Below are 22,219 nucleotides of genomic sequence, written 5' to 3' on the forward strand. Positions count from 1 at the left end.
ATAGGTTCGGGGTGGAAGCACAGCAATGTGTGCAGCTGACGAATACTAATCGGTCGAGGGCTTATCCTAAAAGGTTTGCTAAGCAAACCTACATCGTAAGCATACGCTAAAAGGTTTGTAAAACAAACCTACATCGTAAGCATACGCTTAAGGTTTGCATGGACCCATACATCCGGCAGACACAGTTAAAGAGGTTTTCAGCAAACCTAAACTTTCGTATCCAGTTTTCAGGGCGCAATTTGCCTTGTTTTTCAACCGTGCCTCTTTTGCAGTTGAAGCTCTTGGAGACATTTCAACTCAAAAATGCAATGTTCCCTGATAGCTCAGTTGGTAGAGCACTCGACTGTTAATCGAGTTGTCACAGGTTCGAGTCCTGTTCGGGGAGCCATTATGCTCTCATAGCTCAGTAGGTAGAGTGCATCCATGGTAAGGATGAGGTCACCGGTTCGATCCCGGTTGAGAGCTCCAGAACACTTTCAACTGTTAGAACAAGCTTCAATTTATGTATGGCCCGTTGGTCAAGTGGTTAAGACACCTCCCTTTCACGGAGGTAACAGGGGTTCGAGTCCCCTACGGGTCACCAATTTCCTTTTTGACAAAAAAGGCGCCTTTATACTTGGACGCTTAGCTCAGCTGGGAGAGCATCTGCCTTACAAGCAGAGGGTCGGCGGTTCGATCCCGTCAGCGTCCACCATATCGCTGCTGGGGATTAGCCAAGCGGTAAGGCAACGGACTTTGACTCCGTCATTCTCAGGTTCGATCCCTGAATCCCCAGCCATTTTATAATATGAGTCATTAGCTCAGTTGGTAGAGCACCTGACTTTTAATCAGGGTGTCGTAGGTTCGAATCCTACATGACTCACCATTTTTCTTCTCACATGCGCGTATGGCGGAATTGGCAGACGCACCAGACTTAGGATCTGGCGGGCGACCGTGGGGGTTCAAGTCCCTCTACGCGCACCATCTTTAAAACCCATCATCGGGAAACGCTCTGTATGTCAAACAGAGAAATGTAGGTGGAAGTCCTACAAACAAGCTTTACCTTATATGCGCGTATGGCGGAATTGGCAGACGCACCAGACTTAGGATCTGGCGGGCGACCGTGGGGGTTCAAGTCCCTCTACGCGCACCATACTTACAACACAAGCTTTTAGGATTTTTAATCCTGAAGGCTTTTTTTCATTTTATGATAATCGTTCAGGTTGAACCTTGTTCGGATGAGCTCGCTAGATCAATTTGATCTAGTGAGCTTTTTTTGTATCCGGCGTATTCTGCATCAGGCTGCTGGACTATAGGATTGCACTTGAAATGAACACAAAAGGAATACTGTCAGGCTTCTTCTGTCGTGAAGTAGTTTATGGCTTTTGTGATAAGTGACGCAGCCTCTTGGCGAGTTTGGCGATTAATTGTATATCCTCAGAAGATAAAGCATGAATTAACTCCGTTAACGTATGCGAGACTTGCTGATCGGGAGGATATACCTGTTGTTTGTTATCAGGTGGAGCGTACGTATGGCCAAGTATTAGCCAGTCCAAAGATACATCAAATATAGTTGCAATGGAAATGAGTGCTTTAGCCCCGGGAATGGAGGTTCTGTTTTCGCTTTCCCAGTCGCCAACATTTCCGGGAGATACTGAAATTAACTTTGCGAATTCATACATGGTGAGCTCTCTTTCTTGTCTTAATTGTTTAAGTCTTCGTTTAATATCATGCATGAAGAATACCTCCTAAATTGAAAAATGTTGCTTTTACTTGTAATATGATCAGCTAAATGCAAATTCATTCGTAATTACGAATAATTGTTGCATTTATTCGTAATTACGAATATAATTTGTCTAATAGCACGAATTTTGACGAATTATCACTCTATATGTCGAAAAATGTAGATTTTTCTTAAAATGCGAAAATAGAACCTTGGTATTTTAAGGTCCAGTACTGTCCTTTCTATAACTAGTCATATTTCGCAGATAATTCGTCATTCATGTTGCTGATCTCAGAATGGGGTCTATAACCCTAAATAATTCTTCAATGAATTATCGTTTTCCTTTGTTTGTATATAATTCATCAGTAGATGTATACGTAATCAGTTGGTTCCTCGTAGCAAAATAGAAAGAGGGATATGGATGAATGGAAGAGATTTAACTGACCCTATTATGGAGATGTACATTTTCGAATCATCGCAACTATTAGAGCAGCTTGAAGCGACAATCCTTGATTGCGAGCAGGCGGCTTCTTTTTCGGTTCATGCAATAAATGAGATTTTTCGCAATATGCACACGCTGAAAGGCTCGGCAGCTATGATGCAGTATTTGAGCATTGCCGAGGTAGCGCATGCTATAGAGGATCTATTTCATTTTATAAGGGAAAACAAGGAGATTCCGCTCAACCATACCTATTTATCAGACCTCGTCCTGAGAGTAGCGGATTTTATTAAGGCGGAGGTACACAAAATCTCACATGGAAATGAATCGGATGGCAATCCTATTATCATTATTAACGATATTAAGCAATATTTGGAACAGCTAAAGCAATTGAAAAAAATTAGATTATTTTCCTTTCAAGCAGTTGTTCGATTTCAAAGTGATTGTGAAATGGAAAATATTAGATCGTTTAACATTATTCATCGTTTAAAAGATATATCGCGAATCCAACACCATGAGCCGACTGATCTTCTTGATGACGAAAGAAGTATTGAAGCCATTCGAAATGACGGGTTTCATATTTCTTTTAAGTCGGAAAAGAACTATCAGGAGGTTCATGGTTTTTTAATGGAAACACTCTTTCTGGAGCGATTGGATTTAACCCAGATAGAGGACGCCGGAGAAACGGAAAGGGATCAGGAGAGCGAAGAATTTGATTTATCACTTGAGCAGACAGACTGGCCGGAGGATCGAGAGCCGGAAGGGAAGACAGAAAGCGCGTCAAGAAATGCGGTTATAAGCGTAAGTGTGAATAAGTTGGATCAATTACTGGATCTCATTGGAGAGCTCGTCATTGCAGAAGCGATGGTTACTCGCAGTGAAGCTTCTAATGGTACACGTGGGGATTCGGCTTTCAACAAAGCATCAGGACAGCTGCGAAAAATAACCGGTGAGCTCCAGGATATCGTCATGTCGATCCGAATGGTGCCGCTTGTCACTACCTTTCATAAGATGCGTCGAGTGGTCAGAGACATGTGCCAGAAGCTGGGCAAGGATGTGGACATTGAAATCATTGGAGAAGATACGGAGCTTGATAAAAATATTATCGATCAAATTTCTGATCCGTTGATGCATTTGGTTAGAAATGCGCTGGATCATGGCATTGAATCGAACGATGAGCGTGTGAAAGCAGGCAAGAAACGCGCTGGCACTATTACTTTAGAGGCAAAAAATACAGGCGGCTATGTAGAGATTGTCGTTAAGGATGATGGTAAGGGCTTGAATCAGAAGCATATCGTAAGCAGAGCCAAAGAGAAAGGTCTCATTGGTGAGCAGCACGGAGATATGACAGAGAAGGAAATATTCAGCTTGATCTTTCAGCCTGGCTTTTCTACAAAAGACAATATTACAGAATTTAGCGGCCGAGGTGTTGGGATGGATGTCGTCTCTCGTAATGTTGAGGGAGTAGGCGGCGTTATCTCTGTAGAGAGCAAGGAGCTTCAGGGAACGAGCATTACGCTGAAAATTCCTTTAACGCTGGCAATTATTGATGGCATGAATGTAAGGGTAGGCAATGCTAATTATACAGTGCCGACAACCTCAATTAAGGAATCCTTTAAACCGAAATTATCCGATGTCATCACGGATCCCGATGGCAATGAAATGATTATGGTGCGTGGGAATTGTTACCCTATTCTTCGTCTTCATGAAAGATTTCATTCAAAAAGCGGCAACACCAATTTAGAGGATGGAATATTCGTTATGCTTGAACAGGATGGAAAACGAATGTGTTTGTTCGTTGACGAGCTATTAGGGCAGCAGCAGGTAGTCGTTAAAAATTTGCCCCGTTATATAAAATATGTCATACATAGGGAAGGTCTTGCGGGTTGTACACTGCTCGGAGATGGGAGTATTAGTCTCATCCTAGACGTAGTAGATTTGATGGGCACGAATCGCAATCGAAATATGCCGGCATTTGCCCATAACAGGTGAAGGGACGATTGAAATGAATCAACGATCAAGCTTTGACAGCAACAATGAAGAAGATGCTCAGAAGGATAAATTTCTAACCTTTTCGCTTGGCAAAGAGCTATATGGGATTGAGATTAAGCATGTAATAGAAATAATAGGCATTCAGGTCATAACCGAAGTTCCTGAACTGCCTGAATATGTACGCGGCATAATTAATTTACGCGGTAAAATAATTCCCGTAATGGATGTACGGTTAAGATTTAAGAAGCCGTTCCGCGAATACAACGATCGAACTTGTATTGTCGTTATCGACATAAAGGAGATATCTGTTGGACTTATTGTAGATAGCGTATCAGAGGTGCTGTCCATTCCTTCTGAAGACATTGTGCCACCGCCTGAAGCAAGCGGCGGCATGAACCGCTATATTCAAGGGGTAGGTAAATTGGAAAATGCGGTGATGCTTCTGCTCGATTGCGACAAGATGCTTACTAAAAATGAAGTAGAGAATTTATTACCAGCTCAATAAATGGAGGAATGGGACAATGAAATGGTTTTATGACATGAAAATCGGCAAGAAGCTTACCACTTCATTTATTGTGGTTGCGTTAATGGCAGGAATAGTTGGTGCGGTCGGTATTACGAGTCTGAAAAAAATTGATACGGATTACTCAGTGCTGTATGAGCAATTTGGGAAGTCAGTTGGAGTACTTGGTAATATTGGAATGAATTTTCAAAATGTAAGAGTTCTTGTAAGTGATGTTTTGCTGAGTACAGACGCTGCAAAGACAAGCGCAGCGATTGAAGAACTTAATAGTCTGAAGAGTGAGACGGATACTTTGCTCGCCACCTTTGAAAATAGCCTTGTAACAGAGGACGAAAAAACCAGAGTAAATGAGCTGCAGGCAGCTCTTAAGGAATATAGACAATATCAAGATCGTATTATTGCATTCGCATCGGAAAAAAAGATAGAGCAAGGCTTGAAGGAGCTTGAAAATGCTGTTGTCATTTCCGAGAAAGTAGACGGCATGATTGATGATATATATCTTGATAAAAATACAGAAGGATCACGTCGTTCTGATGAATATTCTAAATCCTCGCAAAAGACGATCCTAACCATGCTAGTTATTGTCATTATCGCAATGGTTGCGGCAGTTGGTCTTGGCTTATTCATCTCTCGGATAATAAGCAGTCCCATTCGCAAGCTTGTTGATTCAGCTGAACGCATTGCAAATGGCGATTTGAATCTGACGGTCGAAGTTGCAACAAAAGACGAGGTAGGTGTATTAGCTGCCGCTTTTGGCAAAATGACCGATAATATGAATGAAGTGCTTTCTAATATCCAAAGCGCGTCCGAGCAGGTATCTACAGGCGCGAGACAAGTATCGGAATCAAGCATAGTATTGTCGCAAGGGGCTTCTGAGCAGGCAAGCTCTGTGGAGCAGTTGACTGCCTCGCTTGAAGAGATAGCAGCGCAGACAAGATTAAATGCGGAAAATGCAGTTCAGGCAAATACACTTGCTGATCAAGCGAGAGACAATGCACAGCAGGGCAATGATCGGATGAAAGAAATGCTGAATGCCATGGAGGAAATCAATACGTCTTCTGGCAGCATTTCAAAAATTATTAAGGTTATTGATGAAATCGCATTTCAGACGAATATATTGGCGTTGAATGCGGCTGTCGAGGCGGCTAGAGCAGGACAGCATGGCAGAGGCTTCGCTGTTGTTGCAGAGGAGGTGCGCAATCTTGCGGCACGTTCTGCTAATGCGGCAAAGGAAACGACGGATATGATTGAAGGCTCGATCCGTAAAGTGGAGGATGGAACAAAAATCGCGAATGAGACGGCGTCAGCGCTTAACCAAATCGTTGATGGTGTTGCTAAGGTAGCTAATCTGGTTAATAGCATCTCTGAGGCATCAACCGAGCAGGCAACAGGCGTAGCGCAAATTAATCAAGGCATCATGCAGGTCTCTCAAGTCGTACAAACGAATTCAGCTACCTCGGAGGAGAGTGCGGCGGCTTCTGAGGAGCTGACGGGCCAAGCCGAGATGCTGAAGCAGCAGGTAGGCCGATTCGTACTGCGCAAGACGCAGCAATCAACCTCCTATAAAGAATATGAGCAGTTGGACCCGGAAATGCTGCGTATGCTGGAAAATATGGCTGGCCAGGCGAAAAAACGAAATTGGGCTATTGATAGCGATCAGGCTGAAGTCGCAGCAGCAAAAGGCGCCACTATTCTGCTAAGCGATCGCGAGTTCGGTAAATATTAACGGTGATTGCCATCTCGGAAGAGGAATTCATACATCTTGCCCACTATATCAAAGCGCAATTTGGCATTAATTTAAAACAAGAGAAAAAGACGCTGCTGGCTGCCCGCCTGCAGCGTCATTTGCTCGAGCAAGGCTTTGATAGCTTTGCGCAATATTTCAAGCATATTAAAGCAGACTCCAGTGGGGCATCAAACATCATGCTAGCAAATAGGATCACGACAAATCATACCTTTTTCATGAGGGAAGCGAATCATTTTTACTATTTACGAGATAAAGTGCTTCCAAGCCTAGCTCACACAATTCGCGACCATGATTTGCGAATTTGGAGCGCGGGATGTTCGTCAGGAGAGGAGCCCTATACGCTAGCGATTTTGTTGGATGATTTTTTCGGAACAATGAAACAGGGTTGGAATACGCAGGTGCTGGCTACCGATTTGTCAGCGAAGGTGCTGGAGATCGCTGCAAAAGGCATTTATTCAAATGAGGCGCTGGACATGATTCCTGCGATTTGGCGATCCAATTACTTCCGTAAGCTAAATGATGAGCAGTCGGTTGTGCTTGATAAAGTGAAAAAGGAAGTTATTTTCCGTCAATTCAATTTAATGCAGCCAACCTTTCCGTTTAAGCGGAAGTTCCATATCATTTTTTGTCGGAACGTAATGATTTATTTCGATAATGAAACAAAGCGTGAGCTTATTAGGAAGTTCTATGAGATGACCGAGCCTGGCGGATATCTGTTCATCGGACACTCGGAGTCGCTTGAACGCGACAAAACGGATTTTACGTACATCATGCCGTCTGTATATCAGAAGAAGCTCTAAATGCAGGTTAGGCTTAAGGGGGTATAGTTGATTATCAATACGGTGGATAAAAGGATAAAGGTGCTCGTCGTGGATGACTCCATCATGTTCCGTGAGGTACTGGCAAGAGGTCTGGCCTCTGATCCCGCCATTGAGGTGGTTGCAACGGCTAAGGATCCTTTTGACGCGCGTGATAAAATCATTAAATACCAGCCTGATGTGCTGACGTGCGATATTGAGATGCCGGGAATGAACGGTATTGAATTCATACGTAGATTGCTTCCGCAATACCCGCTGCCAATCGTTACGGTTAGCTCGATTAGCGAAGCAGCCTTGGACGCATTAAGGGCAGGCGCTGTTGATTTTGTAGCAAAGCCTGACATAGCGACTCCTCAGCGAGTTGAGATGTTTCTGTTTGAGCTGATTCGCATCATTAAAGGAGCCTCTAAGGCGAAGATCATACAGAAGGATCGATCCGATAAGATCAACGAAACAAGGCTGCAGCAGCCCATCAAAAATCGAAACAACATCATTGTGGTTGGTGCTTCAACCGGAGGCACGGAGGCGATGCATACCTTGCTGAAGGGATTGCCCGCCAATACGCCTGGAATTGTGGTCGTACAGCATATTCCGCCCATTTTTTCTCGTATGTTCGCAGAACGCTTAAACGCATCCAGCGCAATGCGGGTGAAGGAAGCTGAAGATGGCGATTTTGTACAAGAGGGTACCGTTCTAATTGCACCGGGCGACAAGCATGTCTCACTCGTAAAAGCAGGAGATCGCTTTAAGCTGGAATGTCGAAGCGGGGACAAGATAAACGGGCATTGTCCATCGGTCGATGTATTATTTGAGTCAGCCTCCAAGGTGGCGGGGGACCGCGCTATAGGCATTATTTTGACAGGAATGGGGAAGGATGGCGCGCGAGGTTTGCTTTCCATGCGAAGCAAAGGCGCTCGAACGATCGGTCAGGATGAGAAAACCTCCATCGTATACGGCATGCCGAAAGCAGCTTATGAGCTGGGTGCAGTGGAAATCCAGTCATCTTTGCCGGATATATCGCGCGTGCTGCTTGCTTTATTGTCATAGTTTGAAGAGGGCCAACCAGCATGCTGGTTGGCCCTTTTGTTGTTGGAAGGCAGGGTAGAGATTCTGATTGACTTTTCACGTGAGAAACATTATCATTAAAACGTCAATGATAATCGTTATCACTTTTCGTTGCAGAACGAAAAACTATATATATTTAAGAAGGTGTCTGCCACGGCAGCGGAAGGAGCGTGTTTGTCCAATGATTCGTTTAACGACTTCGGGTCTTGATATTGCTTATGATGACCGTCTTATTGTCAAAAACTTAAACATTGCCATACCTCAAGGGAAAATTACAGCGCTAGTAGGAGCGAACGGCTCCGGCAAGTCCACTATTTTGAAAACCATGGCTCGTATTATGAGCCCATCTGAGGGCAGTGTTCTTCTGGACGGCAAATCCATTCACAAGCAGTCGACGAAGGAAGTAGCGAAGCAGCTGGCTATTTTGCCGCAAAATCCGACCGCGCCAGATGGGCTAACGGTTGCCGAGCTTGTATCATACGGACGTTTCCCTTACCAGAAGGGCTTCGGATCGATGAGCAAGGATGACCGCAGTATCGTACAGTGGGCGATCGAAGCGACGGGCATGACTGAGTTTGGCGATCGTCCGGTCGATCATTTATCCGGTGGACAGCGTCAACGCGCATGGATCGCAATGGCACTTGCACAGGAGACCGATATTCTGTTTCTTGATGAGCCAACGACCTTCCTCGATATGGCGCATCAGCTGGAAGTACTTCATTTGCTCCAAAAGCTGAACGCTGCCAGTAACCGTACAGTCGTTATGGTTGTCCATGATTTGAATCACGCTACGCGCTATGCTCATCATATGATTGCAATTAAAACAGGTGTCGTAGTTGGCGAAGGTTCGCCTGCTGAAGTTATGACGCCTGATATTATGCGCGAAGTATTTAATATTGAAGCAGACATCGTCCCTGATCCTCGAACAGGCGTACCTTTATGCTTGCCTTATGCGCTTGCAGGACAGCCGGCTGCTGATAAAGTAGCAATTAACAGCCGTATTATGCAAGAGACGTTAACAGCTGCTGGTGCATAGATCGAAATTATCGCTTCGCATAAACCGCATTCCTTAGGGACTGCGGTTTTTTATAAGAAATAACTACTGAGTACTGCTGCAAGCTGAAGTTCTGATCTGAACTTAAAAAAGCCGACTTTATTGATCAGCAGCTGCATAATATAATAAATGCGGAATAATCGCGTCAAATCAGCGTTTTTTGGTAATAAGCGAGCGGGAAAATGGAGTGTGGAAAAATAATTTCAAACTTTTCTATAAAAACAGTTGCATTTTGTTTTCAGGGATGATATATTATTACTTGTCGCCGCGATGATAAACATCACGGATGGCTGACAGAAATAACGTGCGGAAGTGGCTCAGCGGTAGAGCATCGCCTTGCCAAGGCGAGGGTCGCGGGTTCGATTCCCGTCTTCCGCTCCATAGTGTGTGCCCTTAGCTCAGCTGGATAGAGCGTTTGACTACGAATCAAAAGGCCAGGAGTTCGAATCTCTTAGGGCACGCCATTAACACTTCATTAGATGCACTTTATTTACACTTCGGGACGTAGCTCAGCTTGGTAGAGCACCTGGTTTGGGACCAGGGGGTCGCATGTTCAAATCGTGTCGTCCCGACCATCTTTCATTATTGATTTGCGGGTGTAGTTCAATGGTAGAACTTTAGCCTTCCAAGCTAATAGCGTGGGTTCGATTCCCATCACCCGCTCCAACTATTTAAACCCGAAAGCCTTGCGCAGCAAGGCTTTTTTTGTTGTCTTCATTCGACACAGCCTCACTAGCTCCTTGGTGTCCGTTTGGTGTCCAAGCTGATTTTTTGGGTTCAGTACATCAAACAAATCTGCACTACCTCGACTGACAGTTGTTTTATCGCGCTGCATATAAATATCTGTAGTGGTGGCCAGCTTAGAGTGGCGCAGTTGCTCCTGGATCGATTTTAAGTCAGCTCCGTACTCACGTAGCAGCATTGCTGTTGTATGGCGTAAATCATGCAGTCTGATGTGTGGCAGCTCATGCTTGCTTAAGAAACGTCGCCAAGTTAGTGAAGGGGTGTTTGGATAATATTTCTGACCGTTCCCACCATGGAAAAGATATAGCTTGTCGCCGCCTTTCCAATCCTCCGGATCGCATCCCATTTTGTTTTTCATTCATTCGCGCTTGTACGATTTCAGCTCTTCCATATACCAGCGAGGCATTGGGACAAATGCTTCAGACTCCTCAGTCTTTAATTCTGCTTCGACAGATCTTCCTTCTTCATCGAATGAGATCTGTTTTTCTACGTAGATCCCGACATTCTCCATGTCGACAGCTGGCCATTCAACGCCGAGCATCTCGCCGCGTCTGAAGCCGCCTAGAAGAACACCAAGGAAATATAACTTCCATACTGTAGGAGGGATTCTATGCTATACAATGAAAGCTGTATTGAAGGTTCAAAAAAGTATTTAGAGGATAACTCAGTTGATTTATTGATAGCTGATCCGCCATATAATTTAAGATTTGGTGGAACTACACAAACTAAAACGAAAAAGCCTAGATTTAATATTATAAAGAACGATATGCTTTCGCCGGCGGAATACAAGATGTTTTGTATGCAATGGATCTTCCAAGCATATAGGGTGCTCAAGCCAGGGCGACATATTTATGTTTGCATTGATTGGAGGATGTATGCAGACATGATGATCTGGCTGCGTAATGCAGGATTCATAGTGAAGAATTGCATTGTATGGGATAAAGAGCATATGGGCCTTGGTTGGCATTATCGTTATCGTCACGAATTTATAATCTTCGCTGTGAAAGGGGATAAACGTGTTAGAAGGATCTCAACTCGAAAACAAACAGATATTTGGCGAATACCACGCATCCATGGAAATAAGACCATTCATCCTACAGAAAAGCCTGTAGAGCTGCTAAAGGAGATGATTGAGAACAGTAGTGCGCCTGGAGAGTTAATTGTAGATTATTTTGCAGGCAGTGGTGTTGCTGAAGAAGCAGCCATTATGACAAGTCGGTCTTGGTCGGCTTTTGAAATTGATAATGGTTGGTATGAAGTTGCAAGTCAAAGAATAAATAAAGTGTTAGATGAAAGATCAATAATGAATAAATAAAATTAGGGGTCACCTCACGAAAAGGAAAAAATCGTACGTTAATCAATGAGTTGCACGAAAAAACCGGACCCTTTACTCTACAAGGGAATCCGGTTTTCGTATTAGCAAGCGAAGTTCAACTAACGTGCCTGTTAGCACAATAAATTAAATATTCCATCTGAAGGTTCAGAAAGCTGGTTAGACACAAGAATCGATGGGCTTCTATCTCCTAATGGAGAGTCAGAAAATACAATGCTTGAGGGCTTACAGAAGAATCAAAAGATGGACTACAATGCTAACGGGCAGGATAACGCAACTATATCCTTATTGAAATCGTCTCTTCTGTAGAATGGACTGAACTACATCACAAAATGAGGAATTTTGTACAAGTGTCTTTTGGTTGGCCTTGGGGCCAAGATGCCCGATCAAGAGCCTTAAATGCCTTGTAGTACGGACATTTCTTTCTGGAACGGTATATATTACAGAATCACCGTCAATGGCTTTACGCTCTTTCTGGCTCACTTGTGATTGAAGGCGTTGTTTCATAGCTTTTAATTGCTACATGCGTATTTCCAGCGACTCGCGACTCATTCAGATCGGCGCTATATTTGAACAATATTTTGGTGTCCAATTAAATGAGCAAGTCGCTGTTGATCAATTAAAAATCTTCACGAATTAACAGAACGAGAAACTTTGTGTGACATCTAGACAGCTATTCGGGGTCGTATTAAAAAGGTGGATAATGGTGTGTTGGCAATCCCACTAGAAGAACTCGTACAATTATATTTAAAGCTTTAAGGAAAAAGAACGAAATAAGAACGGGAGGAATGCACGTACGCTAATGCTTAGCAAATAAAACTGTAAAAAGGAGCTACACTTTCCCCATAGCTACCCAATTCGTGTTTCGGAGAGGGTAGAAATGTTCGAAAAATAGTGTTTTTTAGATCTAGGTGAACTTTTTTTAAAAAAAGAGGATATTTCCAATGGAGGGAGAATTATACATATGTACAGAACAATAAACCACTAGAATTGGAATGGAGAGGAAAAAATGAAGAAAAAGTTTTACACTGTTACTATGGCTGCGATGCTATCCATTGCAGCGATTACGCCTTCTGCTTTTGCGGAACAGGCATCATCTGTTAAAGTTCCAGCTTCTTTAAGCGCTGCTTTTGCTGATGATGGGGGAGTAATTTCTAGCTATAAGGAGTATGACACAGGTGTTAATCTAGATGCGCAAGTAACTGTTGTGGAACCAGCACTTGTATCGAAGAATAATACTAAGAATAATTCTCTTATACAGCCACTTGCTGAAGAGCGTCGAGTTTACTCACATACAACTTATACAATTGGGGAACTACAAATAGTAGGTTATAGTGTAGGTCCAAGAAACAATGAAAAATTTATTGTAAGCGTGGCAAAAGGTCATACTCAGACTGCATCTTCAGGTGTTACTGTTACCGGAACTTTACAGATATCGGGAAGCTATAATAATAATGTTTTAGGACTTGTTAAAACTTCTCTAAATCTTTCCGCAACTGGCACGGTTTCAAAGTACTATAATACAACTGATGTTTGGACTGGACCATCCGAATCTAGCCCATATAATACACGTGATTATTATGGGGCGATTGACTATGATAAATATAATATTAATGTAGTTCAACGTGATTACTATAATCATTATCTTGGAACAACGTATATAGGCCAAGGATACGACACTTTCAACATTAGTGTGAATAATACGCTGAAACCGAAAAACATTGAATATAGTAGAGACCGAAATATTTAACCAAAAGACGTTTGCACTTCACTTCATGATAGCTATGCTGGTACTAGCGCTTGACCGCTTCATCCTGCGCATTTACACTTGGTAGTGAAGCAGTATGGGTTTGCTGTAAATCAGCTGATAAGGGAAAGAGCTGCTCCTTCGGGGGCAGCTCTTTTTCCGTCTACAGTTCAGATTCCCTAGCCTAGACTTTTCGCTTCCGTTTTGAGCTGGATATGTGATTTCAGCATCCACCTGCGATGACGTGCCGCCACGATCAGGCAGTCATGGCATAGATGGAACGGCTTATTCGTGTCCTAATTAGTACTCTTTCGTACCGGAAGCATTCTTTCAAGTGATTATTGAGTAAACAATCGGACTCTAATAAACGTTCACTATGATAACCAAATATTTAAAACCTTGTTATGATGGGTTTTTTTCAATCATGCCATCCATGAATGTTTTTGGGGCATATTTGGGGCAAGAGTATATTTTTAAATGACATTTACTGAATGTCGCTGATAGTCATTTTAAAGGAAGCCTTAGAAAAATTAATATATTAATTAGGAAGTGATAATTCAGAAATGAGGTATTTCTCAGCCTTCCAAGCTAATAGCGTGGGTTCGATTCCCATCACCCGCTCCAACTATTTAAACCCGAAAGCCTTGCGCAGCAAGGCTTTTTTTGTTGTCTTTTTTAGCAAGGAAATGTGTATAGGCAAACGGACTGCTTTGGTCGGATAAAGCTTATTATATAGATCAATTTAGGCGTGGAGCCTCGGCTGAAATTGTTATTTTTATAAAAATTCGAAAAAGCAGTGAAATTAGCATATTAATAGGAAGAGATTTTTATTAGGCCGAATTGGCTGAACGCAATCTACACATTTTCATTTACCAAAGATTAATGGAAAATTAATCATCACAAAATATTCATCGACTACTATAAGCTTTAACTTCAAACCCATAGGAGAGTGAGCTTGTCTTGAGGATTTATAGTAAAAGACTGATTTCGCTATTATTGGCAGTGGAAATTACAATGAGTATGTTGCTGCCGGCCGGACCTGCTATGGCAGCAGACTTGCCGCTATCGGGAACGCCTTATACGGTAGACAACACCTATGATGTTACCGTCCCCCATGTCATTATTAATCAAGTGTACGGCGGGGGCTTGGTCGCAGATACCTCGATTCTTCTCTCCCACGGCTTTATTGAGCTTTACAATCCCACGAATAAGGATATCGATCTTTCAGGGTGGTCGCTGCAATACGCTGATCGGGGCTCCAATGCAACTACAGGACCAACTCTTTCATGGGAAAAGCTTGATCTCACAGGAACAATAAAATCACATTCTTCTTTCCTAATTAAAGGTGCTTCAACAGGGGCGACTAGCCCAAAGGTGAATCTTTCTGCAAAAGGCGACCAATCGTGGAACCGTTTCATTAATAACAAAGGGTTAAAAGTAGCGCTAATGAGCAATCAGACATTGCTGACAGATGTGAATCCTTTTGTGACAAAGCCAGCTGGCTACGTCGACATGATTGGATCAGGAAGCAACGATACCGGAAGCAATATTGACGGTTATGAAACCGCTTATCCATCAGGCTCAACTGAAGGAACATCGAAGAAAAAGGCCATTCGCCGCAGCAATTTTACGGATACCGATAATAATAAATTAAATTTTAAACAAGTGGACTATGAGGTGGCTACTGGAGAAGCATTGCTTGCGGTATCGCCTCGCAGCGGTTCAGACGGCGCTTGGGGATCGGCCGTGGTCCAACCATTAGCTATTACCACTGCAACTCTCCCGGATGGATATGTTAACTCGGCATATAACGTGGCAATTGGGGCTTCTGGTGGAACGGCGCCATACTCATTCGCTGCAGCCGGCCTACCAAATGGGCTTAGCCTAGCTACGAATGGAGCTCTTACGGGAACTCCAACTGCATCTGTTTATGGAGCGCCTATTACCATTACGGTAACGGACAGCACATATGGAACGCCTATCAAGGCAGACAAGTCCTTCACTCTTACGATCCAAGATAAAGTAGTCCCTGCTGAATTTAAAGATACGCTCAATATTTCGAAAATCGGAGAGTACTCCATTGGCCTGACCAATAAGGATGGCGGAGTTGCCGAGATCGTCAAATTCAACAAAGATAATGGCAAATTCTATTTGGTTAACGGTTCTGGCAATCCGCCGAGCCTCGATATCGTAAGCTTGGGAAGCGGAAGCGGGACACTGAGCAAGGAAAAGACTGTACTCGTTAAGCCGCTGGCAGAGACGGAAGGCTTTGTGTACGGTGATTTGACCAGCGTAGATATTAATACGGCTACAAAGCGCGTGTCCGTATCCGTACAAGAAGCAGATGCCATGAAGCCGGGTAAAATACTCGTGCTTGATTATGACGGCAATTTGCTTGACTCTTATGCGGCAGGCGTACAGCCGGATATGATTAAATCGACACCTGATGGCACATATATTCTTACTGCCGATGAGGCAGAGCCGCGTTCCGGCGTTGCAGATCCGAAGGGCAGCGTAACGATCGTCAACACGAAGGATAAAACAGTAAAGCAAGTCCTTTTCGATGACCCGTCCGTCATTGAGGATGGTGTGCATATCCGCGGGGCAGTTGACCCTGTAGATGGCAAAATCAAAACCAGCGGCACGAAAGCTGACGCAGTATATGATCTGGAGCCGGAGTATATTAGTTTATCGGAGGATAATAAGACAGCTTATGTGTCTTTGCAGGAGAATAACGCGATTGCTGTAATTGACATCGCAACGGGTAAAGTAACTGCCGTTAAGGCGCTGGGACTCAAAAATTACAACGAAGCCCGCAATGCCCTCGACCTTCAAAAGGACGGTCTGATCAAGCTGGAGAATGTACCGTTTAAAGGCATGTATATGCCTGACGGTATCACGACGCATACCATTAACGGTCAAACCTACTTGTTTACCGCTAATGAAGGCGATGTAACGGAATGGCCTAAGCGTACGAACGGAAGCACGATTGGCGCTTTAAAAGGCAAGCTGGATCCGAATTCGGAAGCAGCAAAATTCCTGAATGGCAAAACCGCCTATGATGGCATTGAAGTGGCCAGCGATATGGGCAACGACAGCATTTATATGTACGGCGGACGATCCTTCTCCATCTGGGAAGCAAGCTCGATGAAGCAGGTTTATGACAGCGGCAACGAGTTCGAGGCGATTACGGCTGCGAGGCTGCCACACTCTTTTAACACAAGCAACAGCAAGATAGCGATCGACGATCGCAGTGGCAAGAAAGGCCCTGAGCCGGAAGATATTAAAACCGGTAAGGTTGGCAATAAAATATTTGCTTTCGTGGGACTAGAGCGGATTGGCGGCTTCATGACCTACGATGTAACCGATCCTGCGCATGCGACATTTGCAAATTATACAAACACGCGTGAATTCAAGGACAGTCAAGGCGGGATTAATCTGAATACGGATACGGGTCCAGAAGGCTTGGAATTCATTCCGGCTAATATTAGTCCAACAGGTAAACCATTGCTGCTCGTAGCCTACGAAGTAGGCGGCAAGGTAGGGGTGTACCAACTGGATGTAACGAAAGTAACCGTTGATAAAGCTTCCCTTTCCTTGAAAGTGGGAGATACGGCTTCCAAGCTGAACGCAACAGTTGAGCCTGATGGAGGAAATGCTGGATCCGTCCTATGGTCGTCTACAAATAAAAATGTAGCGATAGTGGATGTGAACGGAAACGTACAAGCAGTAGCGGCGGGGACAGCGATTATTACTGCGCTGAGCGCTGACGGCTACGGTTCGGCAGAGACGGTAGTAACGGTTGCTGCTGCTGCTGATAAGCCTGATACACTCAATATTACCAAAATCGGAGAGTACTCCATTGGCCAGACTGATGAGGATGGCGGAGTTGCCGAGATCGTCAAATTCAACAAAGATAATGGCAAATTCTATTTGGTTAACGGTTCTAGTAATCCGCCTAGCCTCGATATCGTAAGCTTGGGAAGCGGGACCGGAACTTTGATCAAGGATAAGACCATACTCGTAAAAGAGATGGCAGAGACGGAAGGCTTTGTGTATGGTGATTTGACTAGCGTAGATATTAATACGGCTATAAAGCGTGTGTCCGTATCCGTACAAGAAGCAGATGCCATGAAGCCGGGTAAAATACTCGTGCTCGATTATGATGGCAATTTGGTTGCTACTTACGCGGCAGGCGTACAGCCGGATATGATTAAGTCGACACCTGACGGCAAATATATTCTTACTGCCGATGAGGCAGAGCCGCGTTCCGGCGTTGCAGATCCGAAGGGCAGCGTAACGATTGTCAACACAGCGGATAAAACCGTCAAGCAAGTCCTTTTCGATAACCAGTCTGTCATTGAGGATGGTGTGCATATCCGCGGGGCAGTTGTAGATGGCAAAATCAAATCCAGCGGCACGAAAGCCGAAGCAGTATTTGATCTGGAGCCTGAATATATCAGCCTCTCCGAGGACAACAAGACAGCTTATGTGTCTTTGCAGGAGAATAATGCCATTGCCGTAATTGACATCGCAACGGGTAAAGTAACGGCCGTTAAGGCGCTGGGACATAAAGATTACAACGAAGCCCGCAATGCCCTTGACCTTCAAAAGGACAGTTTGATCAAGCTTGAGAATGTACCGTTCAAAGGCATGTATATGCCAGACGGGATCGCGACGCACACGATTAACGGGAAAACGTACCTGTTTACCGCTAACGAAGGCGATGTGACGGAATGGCCTAAACGCACGAACGGAAGCAAGATTAAAGAAGTGAAAGGACAACTGGATCCAAATTCGGAAGCAGCGAAATTTTTGAATGGCAAAACCGCTTATGACGGCATTGAAGTGGCTAGCGATATGGGCAATGACAGCATTTATATGTATGGCGGCCGTTCCTTCTCCATCTGGGATGCAAGCTCGATGAAGCAGGTTTATGACAGCGGTAACGAGTTCGAGGCGATTACGGCTGCACGTTTGCCGACATACTTCAACACAAGCAACAGCAGTACAGCATTAGATAATCGCAGCGGTAAGAAAGGCCCTGAGCCGGAAGATATTAAAACCGGAAAAGTAGGCAACAAAGTGTTTGCTTTCGTTGGACTTGAGCGGATTGGTGGCTTCATGACTTACGATGTAACCGACCCTGCGCATGCGGTATTTGCAAATTATACGAATACCCGCGTATTCAAGGACGCTGACGGAAAGGACAACCTGAACACGGATACCGGTCCAGAAGGTTTGGAATTTATCCCGGCTAATATTAGCCCAACAGGTAAACCATTGCTGCTCGTAGCCTATGAAGTAGGCGGCAAGGTAGGGGTGTATCAACTTGAAGTAACGAAAGTAACCGTTGATAGAGCTTCCCTTTCCTTGAAAGTGGGAGATGCGGTTTCCAAGCTGAATGCAACTGTGGAGCCCGTTGGCGGAAGTGCTGCAACCGTCTTATGGTCGTCCTCCAATAAAAATGTAGCGACAGTGGATGAGAACGGCAACGTGAAAGCAGTAGCAGCGGGAACAGCGGTCATTTTTGCGATGAGCGCTGATGGTCTCGGTTCGGCAGGAACGCTCGTAACGGTTGCTCCTGCTGCTGATAAGCCTGATACGCTCAATATAACCAAAATCGGAGAGTACGTTATTGGCCTGACTAATAAGGATGGCGGAGTTGCCGAGATCGTCAAATTCAACAAAGACAATGGCAAATTTTATTTGGTTAACGGTTCTGGCAATCCGCCGAGTCTCGATATCGTAAGCTTGGGAAGCGGGAGCGGAACTTTGAGCAAGGAGAAGACCATACTCGTAAAAACGTTGGCAGAGAAAGAAGGCTTTGTGTACGGCGACTTGACCAGCGTAGATATTAATACGGCTACAAAGCGCGTGTCCGTATCCGTACAAGAAGCAGATGCCATGAAGCCGGGTAAAATACTCGTGCTTGATTATGACGGCAATTTGCTTGACTCGTATGCGGCAGGCGTACAGCCGGATATGATTAAGTCGACACCTGACGGCAAATATATTCTTACTGCCGATGAGGCAGAGCCGCGTTCCGGCGTTGCAGATCCGAAGGGCAGCGTAACGATTGTCAACACGGCGGATAAAACCGTCAAGCAAGTCCTTTTCGATGACCCGTCCGTCATTGAGGATGGTGTGCATATCCGCGGGGCAGTTGTAGATGGTAAAATCAAATCCAGCGGCACAAAAGCCGATGCGGTAAATGATCTAGAGCCGGAGTACATCACTCTCTCCGCGGACAACAAGACGGCCTATGTGGCCTTGCAGGAGAATAACGCGATTGCCGTTATTGACATCGCAACGGGTAAAGTAACTGCCGTAAAGGCGCTTGGGCTTAAAGATTACAACGCAGCCCGCAATTCGCTTGACCTTCAAAAAGACGGTGTGATCAAGCTGGAAAATGTACCGTTCAAAGGCATGTATATGCCTGACGGTATCGCGTCGCACACGATTAACGGGCAAACGTACCTGTTTACCGCTAATGAAGGCGATGTGACAGAATGGCCTAATCGTACGAACGGAAGCACGATTGGCGCCTTAAAAGGAAAGCTGGATCCAAATTCGGAAGCAGCGAAATTCCTGAATGGCAAAACAGTCTATGATGGCATTGAAGTGGCCAGCGATATGGGCAATGACAGCATTTATATGTATGGCGGACGATCCTTCTCCATCTGGGAAGCAAGCTCGATGAAGCAGGTTTATGACAGCGGCAACGAGTTTGAAAAGATTACGGCTGCTCGTTTGCACGCAAATTTCAACACAAGCAACAGCAAGACGGCGCTGGACGATCGCAGCGGCAAGAAAGGCCCTGAGCCGGAAGATATTAAAACCGGTAAGGTAGGCAATAAAGTATTTGCTTTCGTTGGACTTGAGCGGATTGGCGGCTTCATGACTTATGATGTAACCGATCCTGCGAATGCGGTATTTGCGAACTATACGAATTCCCGCTCATTCAAGGAAAAGGACGACCTGAATACGGATACGGGTCCAGAAGGATTGGAATTCATTCCGGCTAGCATCAGCCCGACAGGCAAGCCATTGCTGCTCGTTGCCTATGAAGTAGGCGGCAAGGTAGGGGTGTATCAACTTGAAGTAACGAAAGTAACCGTTGATAAAGCTACCCTTTCCTTGAAAGTGGGAGATGCGGCATCCAAGCTGAACGCAACTGTGGAGCCTGTTGGCGGAAGTGCTGCAACCGTCTTATGGTCGTCCTCCAATAAAAATGTAGCGATAGTGGATGTGAACGGAAACGTACAAGCAGTAGCGGCGGGGACAGCGATTATTACTGCGCTGAGCGCTGACGGCTACGGTTCGGCAGAGACGGTAGTAACGGTATCTGCTAAAATCAGAAATGGAGAAGAAAGCAATTTGAGTACCCCTGCGCCTACTCCGACACCTAAGCCAACGCCTGGTCCAGGCACTTCAGTAAATGCCGATACAGGGAAAGCGGTAACGGTACTTACACCAGTTACGGATAGCGGAGGCAAGACTACCGCTACTGTCAATTCAAGTCAATTGGCTGCAACACTAGCCGCTCTTGATAAAGCTGTGAACGGCAAGCCAGGAACGATTGAATTTAAGGTAGCTCCGAATAATACGGAATCCGCAACGATTCTCTTCGAGAAGGAGACGATTGCACAGCTGCAATCAAGCAGTCTTCAGTCTTTGGACTTGAATGTCGGACTTGGGGTTATATCCTTTGATAAGAAGTCTATTGGAACGTTGACATCGGCAGCAGGGAATACGGAGCTTTCGGTATCGGTCAATAAAACCGATAAGACAAAGCTTTCGGAATCCAATCAGGCAGCTGTCGGCAGCCGTCCGGTATATGATATCGACGTATTGGCAGGCAAAACAGCGATTCACGACTTGAACGGCGGCAGTGCCCGTATCAGCATACCTTATGTGCCGCAAGCAGGTGAAGACAGCCATGCGATTGTTATTTACTATATTGCAAACGACGGAGAGCTAATCGTTGTACCTAACAGCGTGTACGATGCGCAAACAGGCCAATTGTACTTCAAGGTCAGCCATTTCTCCACTTATGGCGTTGGCTACAGTCAAGTGAATTTCAATGATACAGCATCAAGCTTTGCGAAGGATTCCATTGTTTATCTGTCCGCTAGAAACATTATCGGAGGATTGGGCGGGAACAAATTCGCGCCGAAGGCCAATATGACGCGAGCAGATTTCACGCTTATTTTAGCCCGAATTGCAGGCGCTAAGCTCGACAGCTATAAGTCTACAAGCTTTACGGACGTGAAGGCATCCGATTACTATGCAGCATCCGCAGAGTGGGCTTCCGAGAAAGGCATTGCCGGAGGAGTTGGCGGCGGGAAGTTCGACCCTAAGGCTAACATCAGCCGTGAGCAGATGGTTGCCATGATCGCAAGATTCGCAGCCTATATGAAACACAGCTTGCCTGCGAACACAAATGCCCAGACGTTTGCTGACGGTTCATCCATCAGCAGCTTTGCGAAGGAAGCGGCAGCTGCCGTGCAGCAAGCAGGTATTATTAATGGCAAGACTATTGCGAGCAAGGAAGGCAGCTATTTTGCGCCAAAAGATTTCGCGACCCGTGAGGAAGCAGCAAAAATGCTAGCCAAGCTCATTCAATTAATGGCGTAATAAGGTTGCGAAAGGACCGCAGCGTCTCTCACTTAGAGGCGATTGCGGTCTTTTTTTTCAAAACCTGTTTCATCAAATGCTGATAGGGATAATTTACCGTATGAATAGGTTTTGAGAAGAGGCGGGCTTCCCGTAGGGATGGTGCCGCTCCGATTTTGTGAGGTTTGGCTTTAGGGCTTCATCCCTGTAGGATTTTGTAGTATGATGGTAGAAGTCAAAAAACGTTCATGTTGTACATTTTTGCTTCGCAAAACAAGTAAATGCTTACGGAGCGATCTTTGCTTCGCAAAAATTTAGGAGCCATTCCTGTAATGAAGTAATTTGAGCTTTGAATGAAAAATGCGCCTCTAGTATACTGTGAATTGTTCCGGGAAGGACAAACCCACATACGAAAAGAGGCGCACAAATGAAGTAT

The 22,219-nt window shown here is 44.9% G+C and carries 11 protein-coding genes and 12 tRNA genes; 21 read left to right on the plus strand and 2 right to left on the minus strand.

The window, feature by feature from the left end:
* Positions 1–312: 312 nt before the first annotated feature.
* From AC2TDN_RS25195 to AC2TDN_RS25230, 8 genes are all read left to right on the plus strand, one after another.
* Positions 313–388: transfer RNA gene (locus AC2TDN_RS25195), tRNA-Asn, on the plus strand.
* Between the two features lie 4 nt (positions 389–392).
* Positions 393–468, plus strand: a tRNA-Thr gene (locus AC2TDN_RS25200).
* A gap of 40 nt (positions 469–508) precedes the next feature.
* A tRNA-Glu gene (locus tag AC2TDN_RS25205) sits at positions 509–583 on the plus strand.
* Positions 584–618: 35 nt separating this feature from the next.
* Positions 619–694, plus strand: a tRNA-Val gene (locus AC2TDN_RS25210).
* 9 nt (positions 695–703) lie between these two features.
* Positions 704–778: transfer RNA gene (locus AC2TDN_RS25215), tRNA-Gln, on the plus strand.
* Positions 779–789: 11 nt separating this feature from the next.
* Positions 790–865 (plus strand) — tRNA-Lys (locus AC2TDN_RS25220).
* 15 nt (positions 866–880) lie between these two features.
* Positions 881–963: transfer RNA gene (locus tag AC2TDN_RS25225), tRNA-Leu, on the plus strand.
* Positions 964–1,049: 86 nt separating this feature from the next.
* Positions 1,050–1,132: transfer RNA gene (locus tag AC2TDN_RS25230), tRNA-Leu, on the plus strand.
* 223 nt (positions 1,133–1,355) lie between these two features.
* Here the strand turns inward: AC2TDN_RS25230 and AC2TDN_RS25235 are convergent.
* Positions 1,356–1,715 (minus strand): helix-turn-helix domain-containing protein, encoded by a 360-nt coding sequence (locus AC2TDN_RS25235; RefSeq protein ID WP_482069355.1) that lies wholly within the window; start codon positions 1,713–1,715, stop codon positions 1,356–1,358.
* 408 nt (positions 1,716–2,123) lie between these two features.
* Here AC2TDN_RS25235 and AC2TDN_RS25240 point away from each other — a divergent pair, with 408 nt between their 5' ends.
* From AC2TDN_RS25240 to AC2TDN_RS25285, 10 genes are all read left to right on the plus strand, one after another.
* Positions 2,124–4,133, plus strand: coding sequence for a chemotaxis protein CheW (locus tag AC2TDN_RS25240; protein WP_484690576.1), 2,010 nt, complete (start codon positions 2,124–2,126; stop codon positions 4,131–4,133).
* 13 nt (positions 4,134–4,146) lie between these two features.
* A complete protein-coding gene (locus tag AC2TDN_RS25245) occupies positions 4,147–4,638 on the plus strand; it encodes a chemotaxis protein CheW (protein WP_482069357.1) in 492 nt (163 codons plus the stop codon).
* A 16-nt stretch (positions 4,639–4,654) separates the two neighbouring features.
* Positions 4,655–6,382: a methyl-accepting chemotaxis protein gene (locus AC2TDN_RS25250; protein ID WP_482069358.1), complete on the plus strand. Its 1,728-nt coding sequence runs from the start codon at positions 4,655–4,657 to the stop codon at positions 6,380–6,382.
* 2 nt (positions 6,383–6,384) lie between these two features.
* Positions 6,385–7,203, plus strand: a complete 819-nt coding sequence (locus AC2TDN_RS25255) for a CheR family methyltransferase (protein ID WP_484690577.1) — start codon at positions 6,385–6,387, stop codon at positions 7,201–7,203.
* Between the two features lie 27 nt (positions 7,204–7,230).
* The gene (locus AC2TDN_RS25260) at positions 7,231–8,268 is read left to right on the plus strand and encodes a protein-glutamate methylesterase/protein-glutamine glutaminase (protein WP_482069360.1); all 1,038 of its coding nucleotides are present in this window, start codon (positions 7,231–7,233) and stop codon (positions 8,266–8,268) included.
* 199 nt (positions 8,269–8,467) lie between these two features.
* Positions 8,468–9,322, plus strand: a complete 855-nt coding sequence (locus tag AC2TDN_RS25265; protein WP_482069361.1) for an ABC transporter ATP-binding protein — start codon at positions 8,468–8,470, stop codon at positions 9,320–9,322.
* Between the two features lie 324 nt (positions 9,323–9,646).
* Positions 9,647–9,721: transfer RNA gene (locus tag AC2TDN_RS25270), tRNA-Gly, on the plus strand.
* 6 nt (positions 9,722–9,727) lie between these two features.
* Positions 9,728–9,804, plus strand: a tRNA-Arg gene (locus AC2TDN_RS25275).
* Between the two features lie 34 nt (positions 9,805–9,838).
* Positions 9,839–9,915: transfer RNA gene (locus tag AC2TDN_RS25280), tRNA-Pro, on the plus strand.
* Positions 9,916–9,932: 17 nt separating this feature from the next.
* Positions 9,933–10,006: transfer RNA gene (locus AC2TDN_RS25285), tRNA-Gly, on the plus strand.
* A gap of 1 nt (position 10,007) precedes the next feature.
* Here AC2TDN_RS25285 and AC2TDN_RS25290 read toward each other — a convergent pair.
* Entirely contained in the window at positions 10,008–10,442 is a 435-nt protein-coding gene (locus AC2TDN_RS25290; RefSeq protein WP_482069362.1) for a tyrosine-type recombinase/integrase, read from the minus strand.
* A 252-nt stretch (positions 10,443–10,694) separates the two neighbouring features.
* On the opposite strand from AC2TDN_RS25290, the gene AC2TDN_RS25295 reads away from it, so the two are divergent.
* From AC2TDN_RS25295 to AC2TDN_RS25305, 3 genes are all read left to right on the plus strand, one after another.
* The gene (locus AC2TDN_RS25295) at positions 10,695–11,399 is read left to right on the plus strand and encodes a DNA-methyltransferase (RefSeq protein WP_484690578.1); all 705 of its coding nucleotides are present in this window, start codon (positions 10,695–10,697) and stop codon (positions 11,397–11,399) included.
* 1,027 nt (positions 11,400–12,426) lie between these two features.
* The gene (locus AC2TDN_RS25300) at positions 12,427–13,167 is read left to right on the plus strand and encodes a hypothetical protein (RefSeq protein WP_484690579.1); all 741 of its coding nucleotides are present in this window, start codon (positions 12,427–12,429) and stop codon (positions 13,165–13,167) included.
* 1,011 nt (positions 13,168–14,178) lie between these two features.
* On the plus strand, positions 14,179–21,804 hold the full coding sequence (locus tag AC2TDN_RS25305) for a choice-of-anchor I family protein (protein ID WP_484690580.1): 7,626 nt from the start codon (positions 14,179–14,181) through the stop codon (positions 21,802–21,804).
* The last annotated feature ends 415 nt before the right edge of the window (positions 21,805–22,219 follow it).

The organism is Paenibacillus sp. Y660 (genome assembly GCF_057221575.1).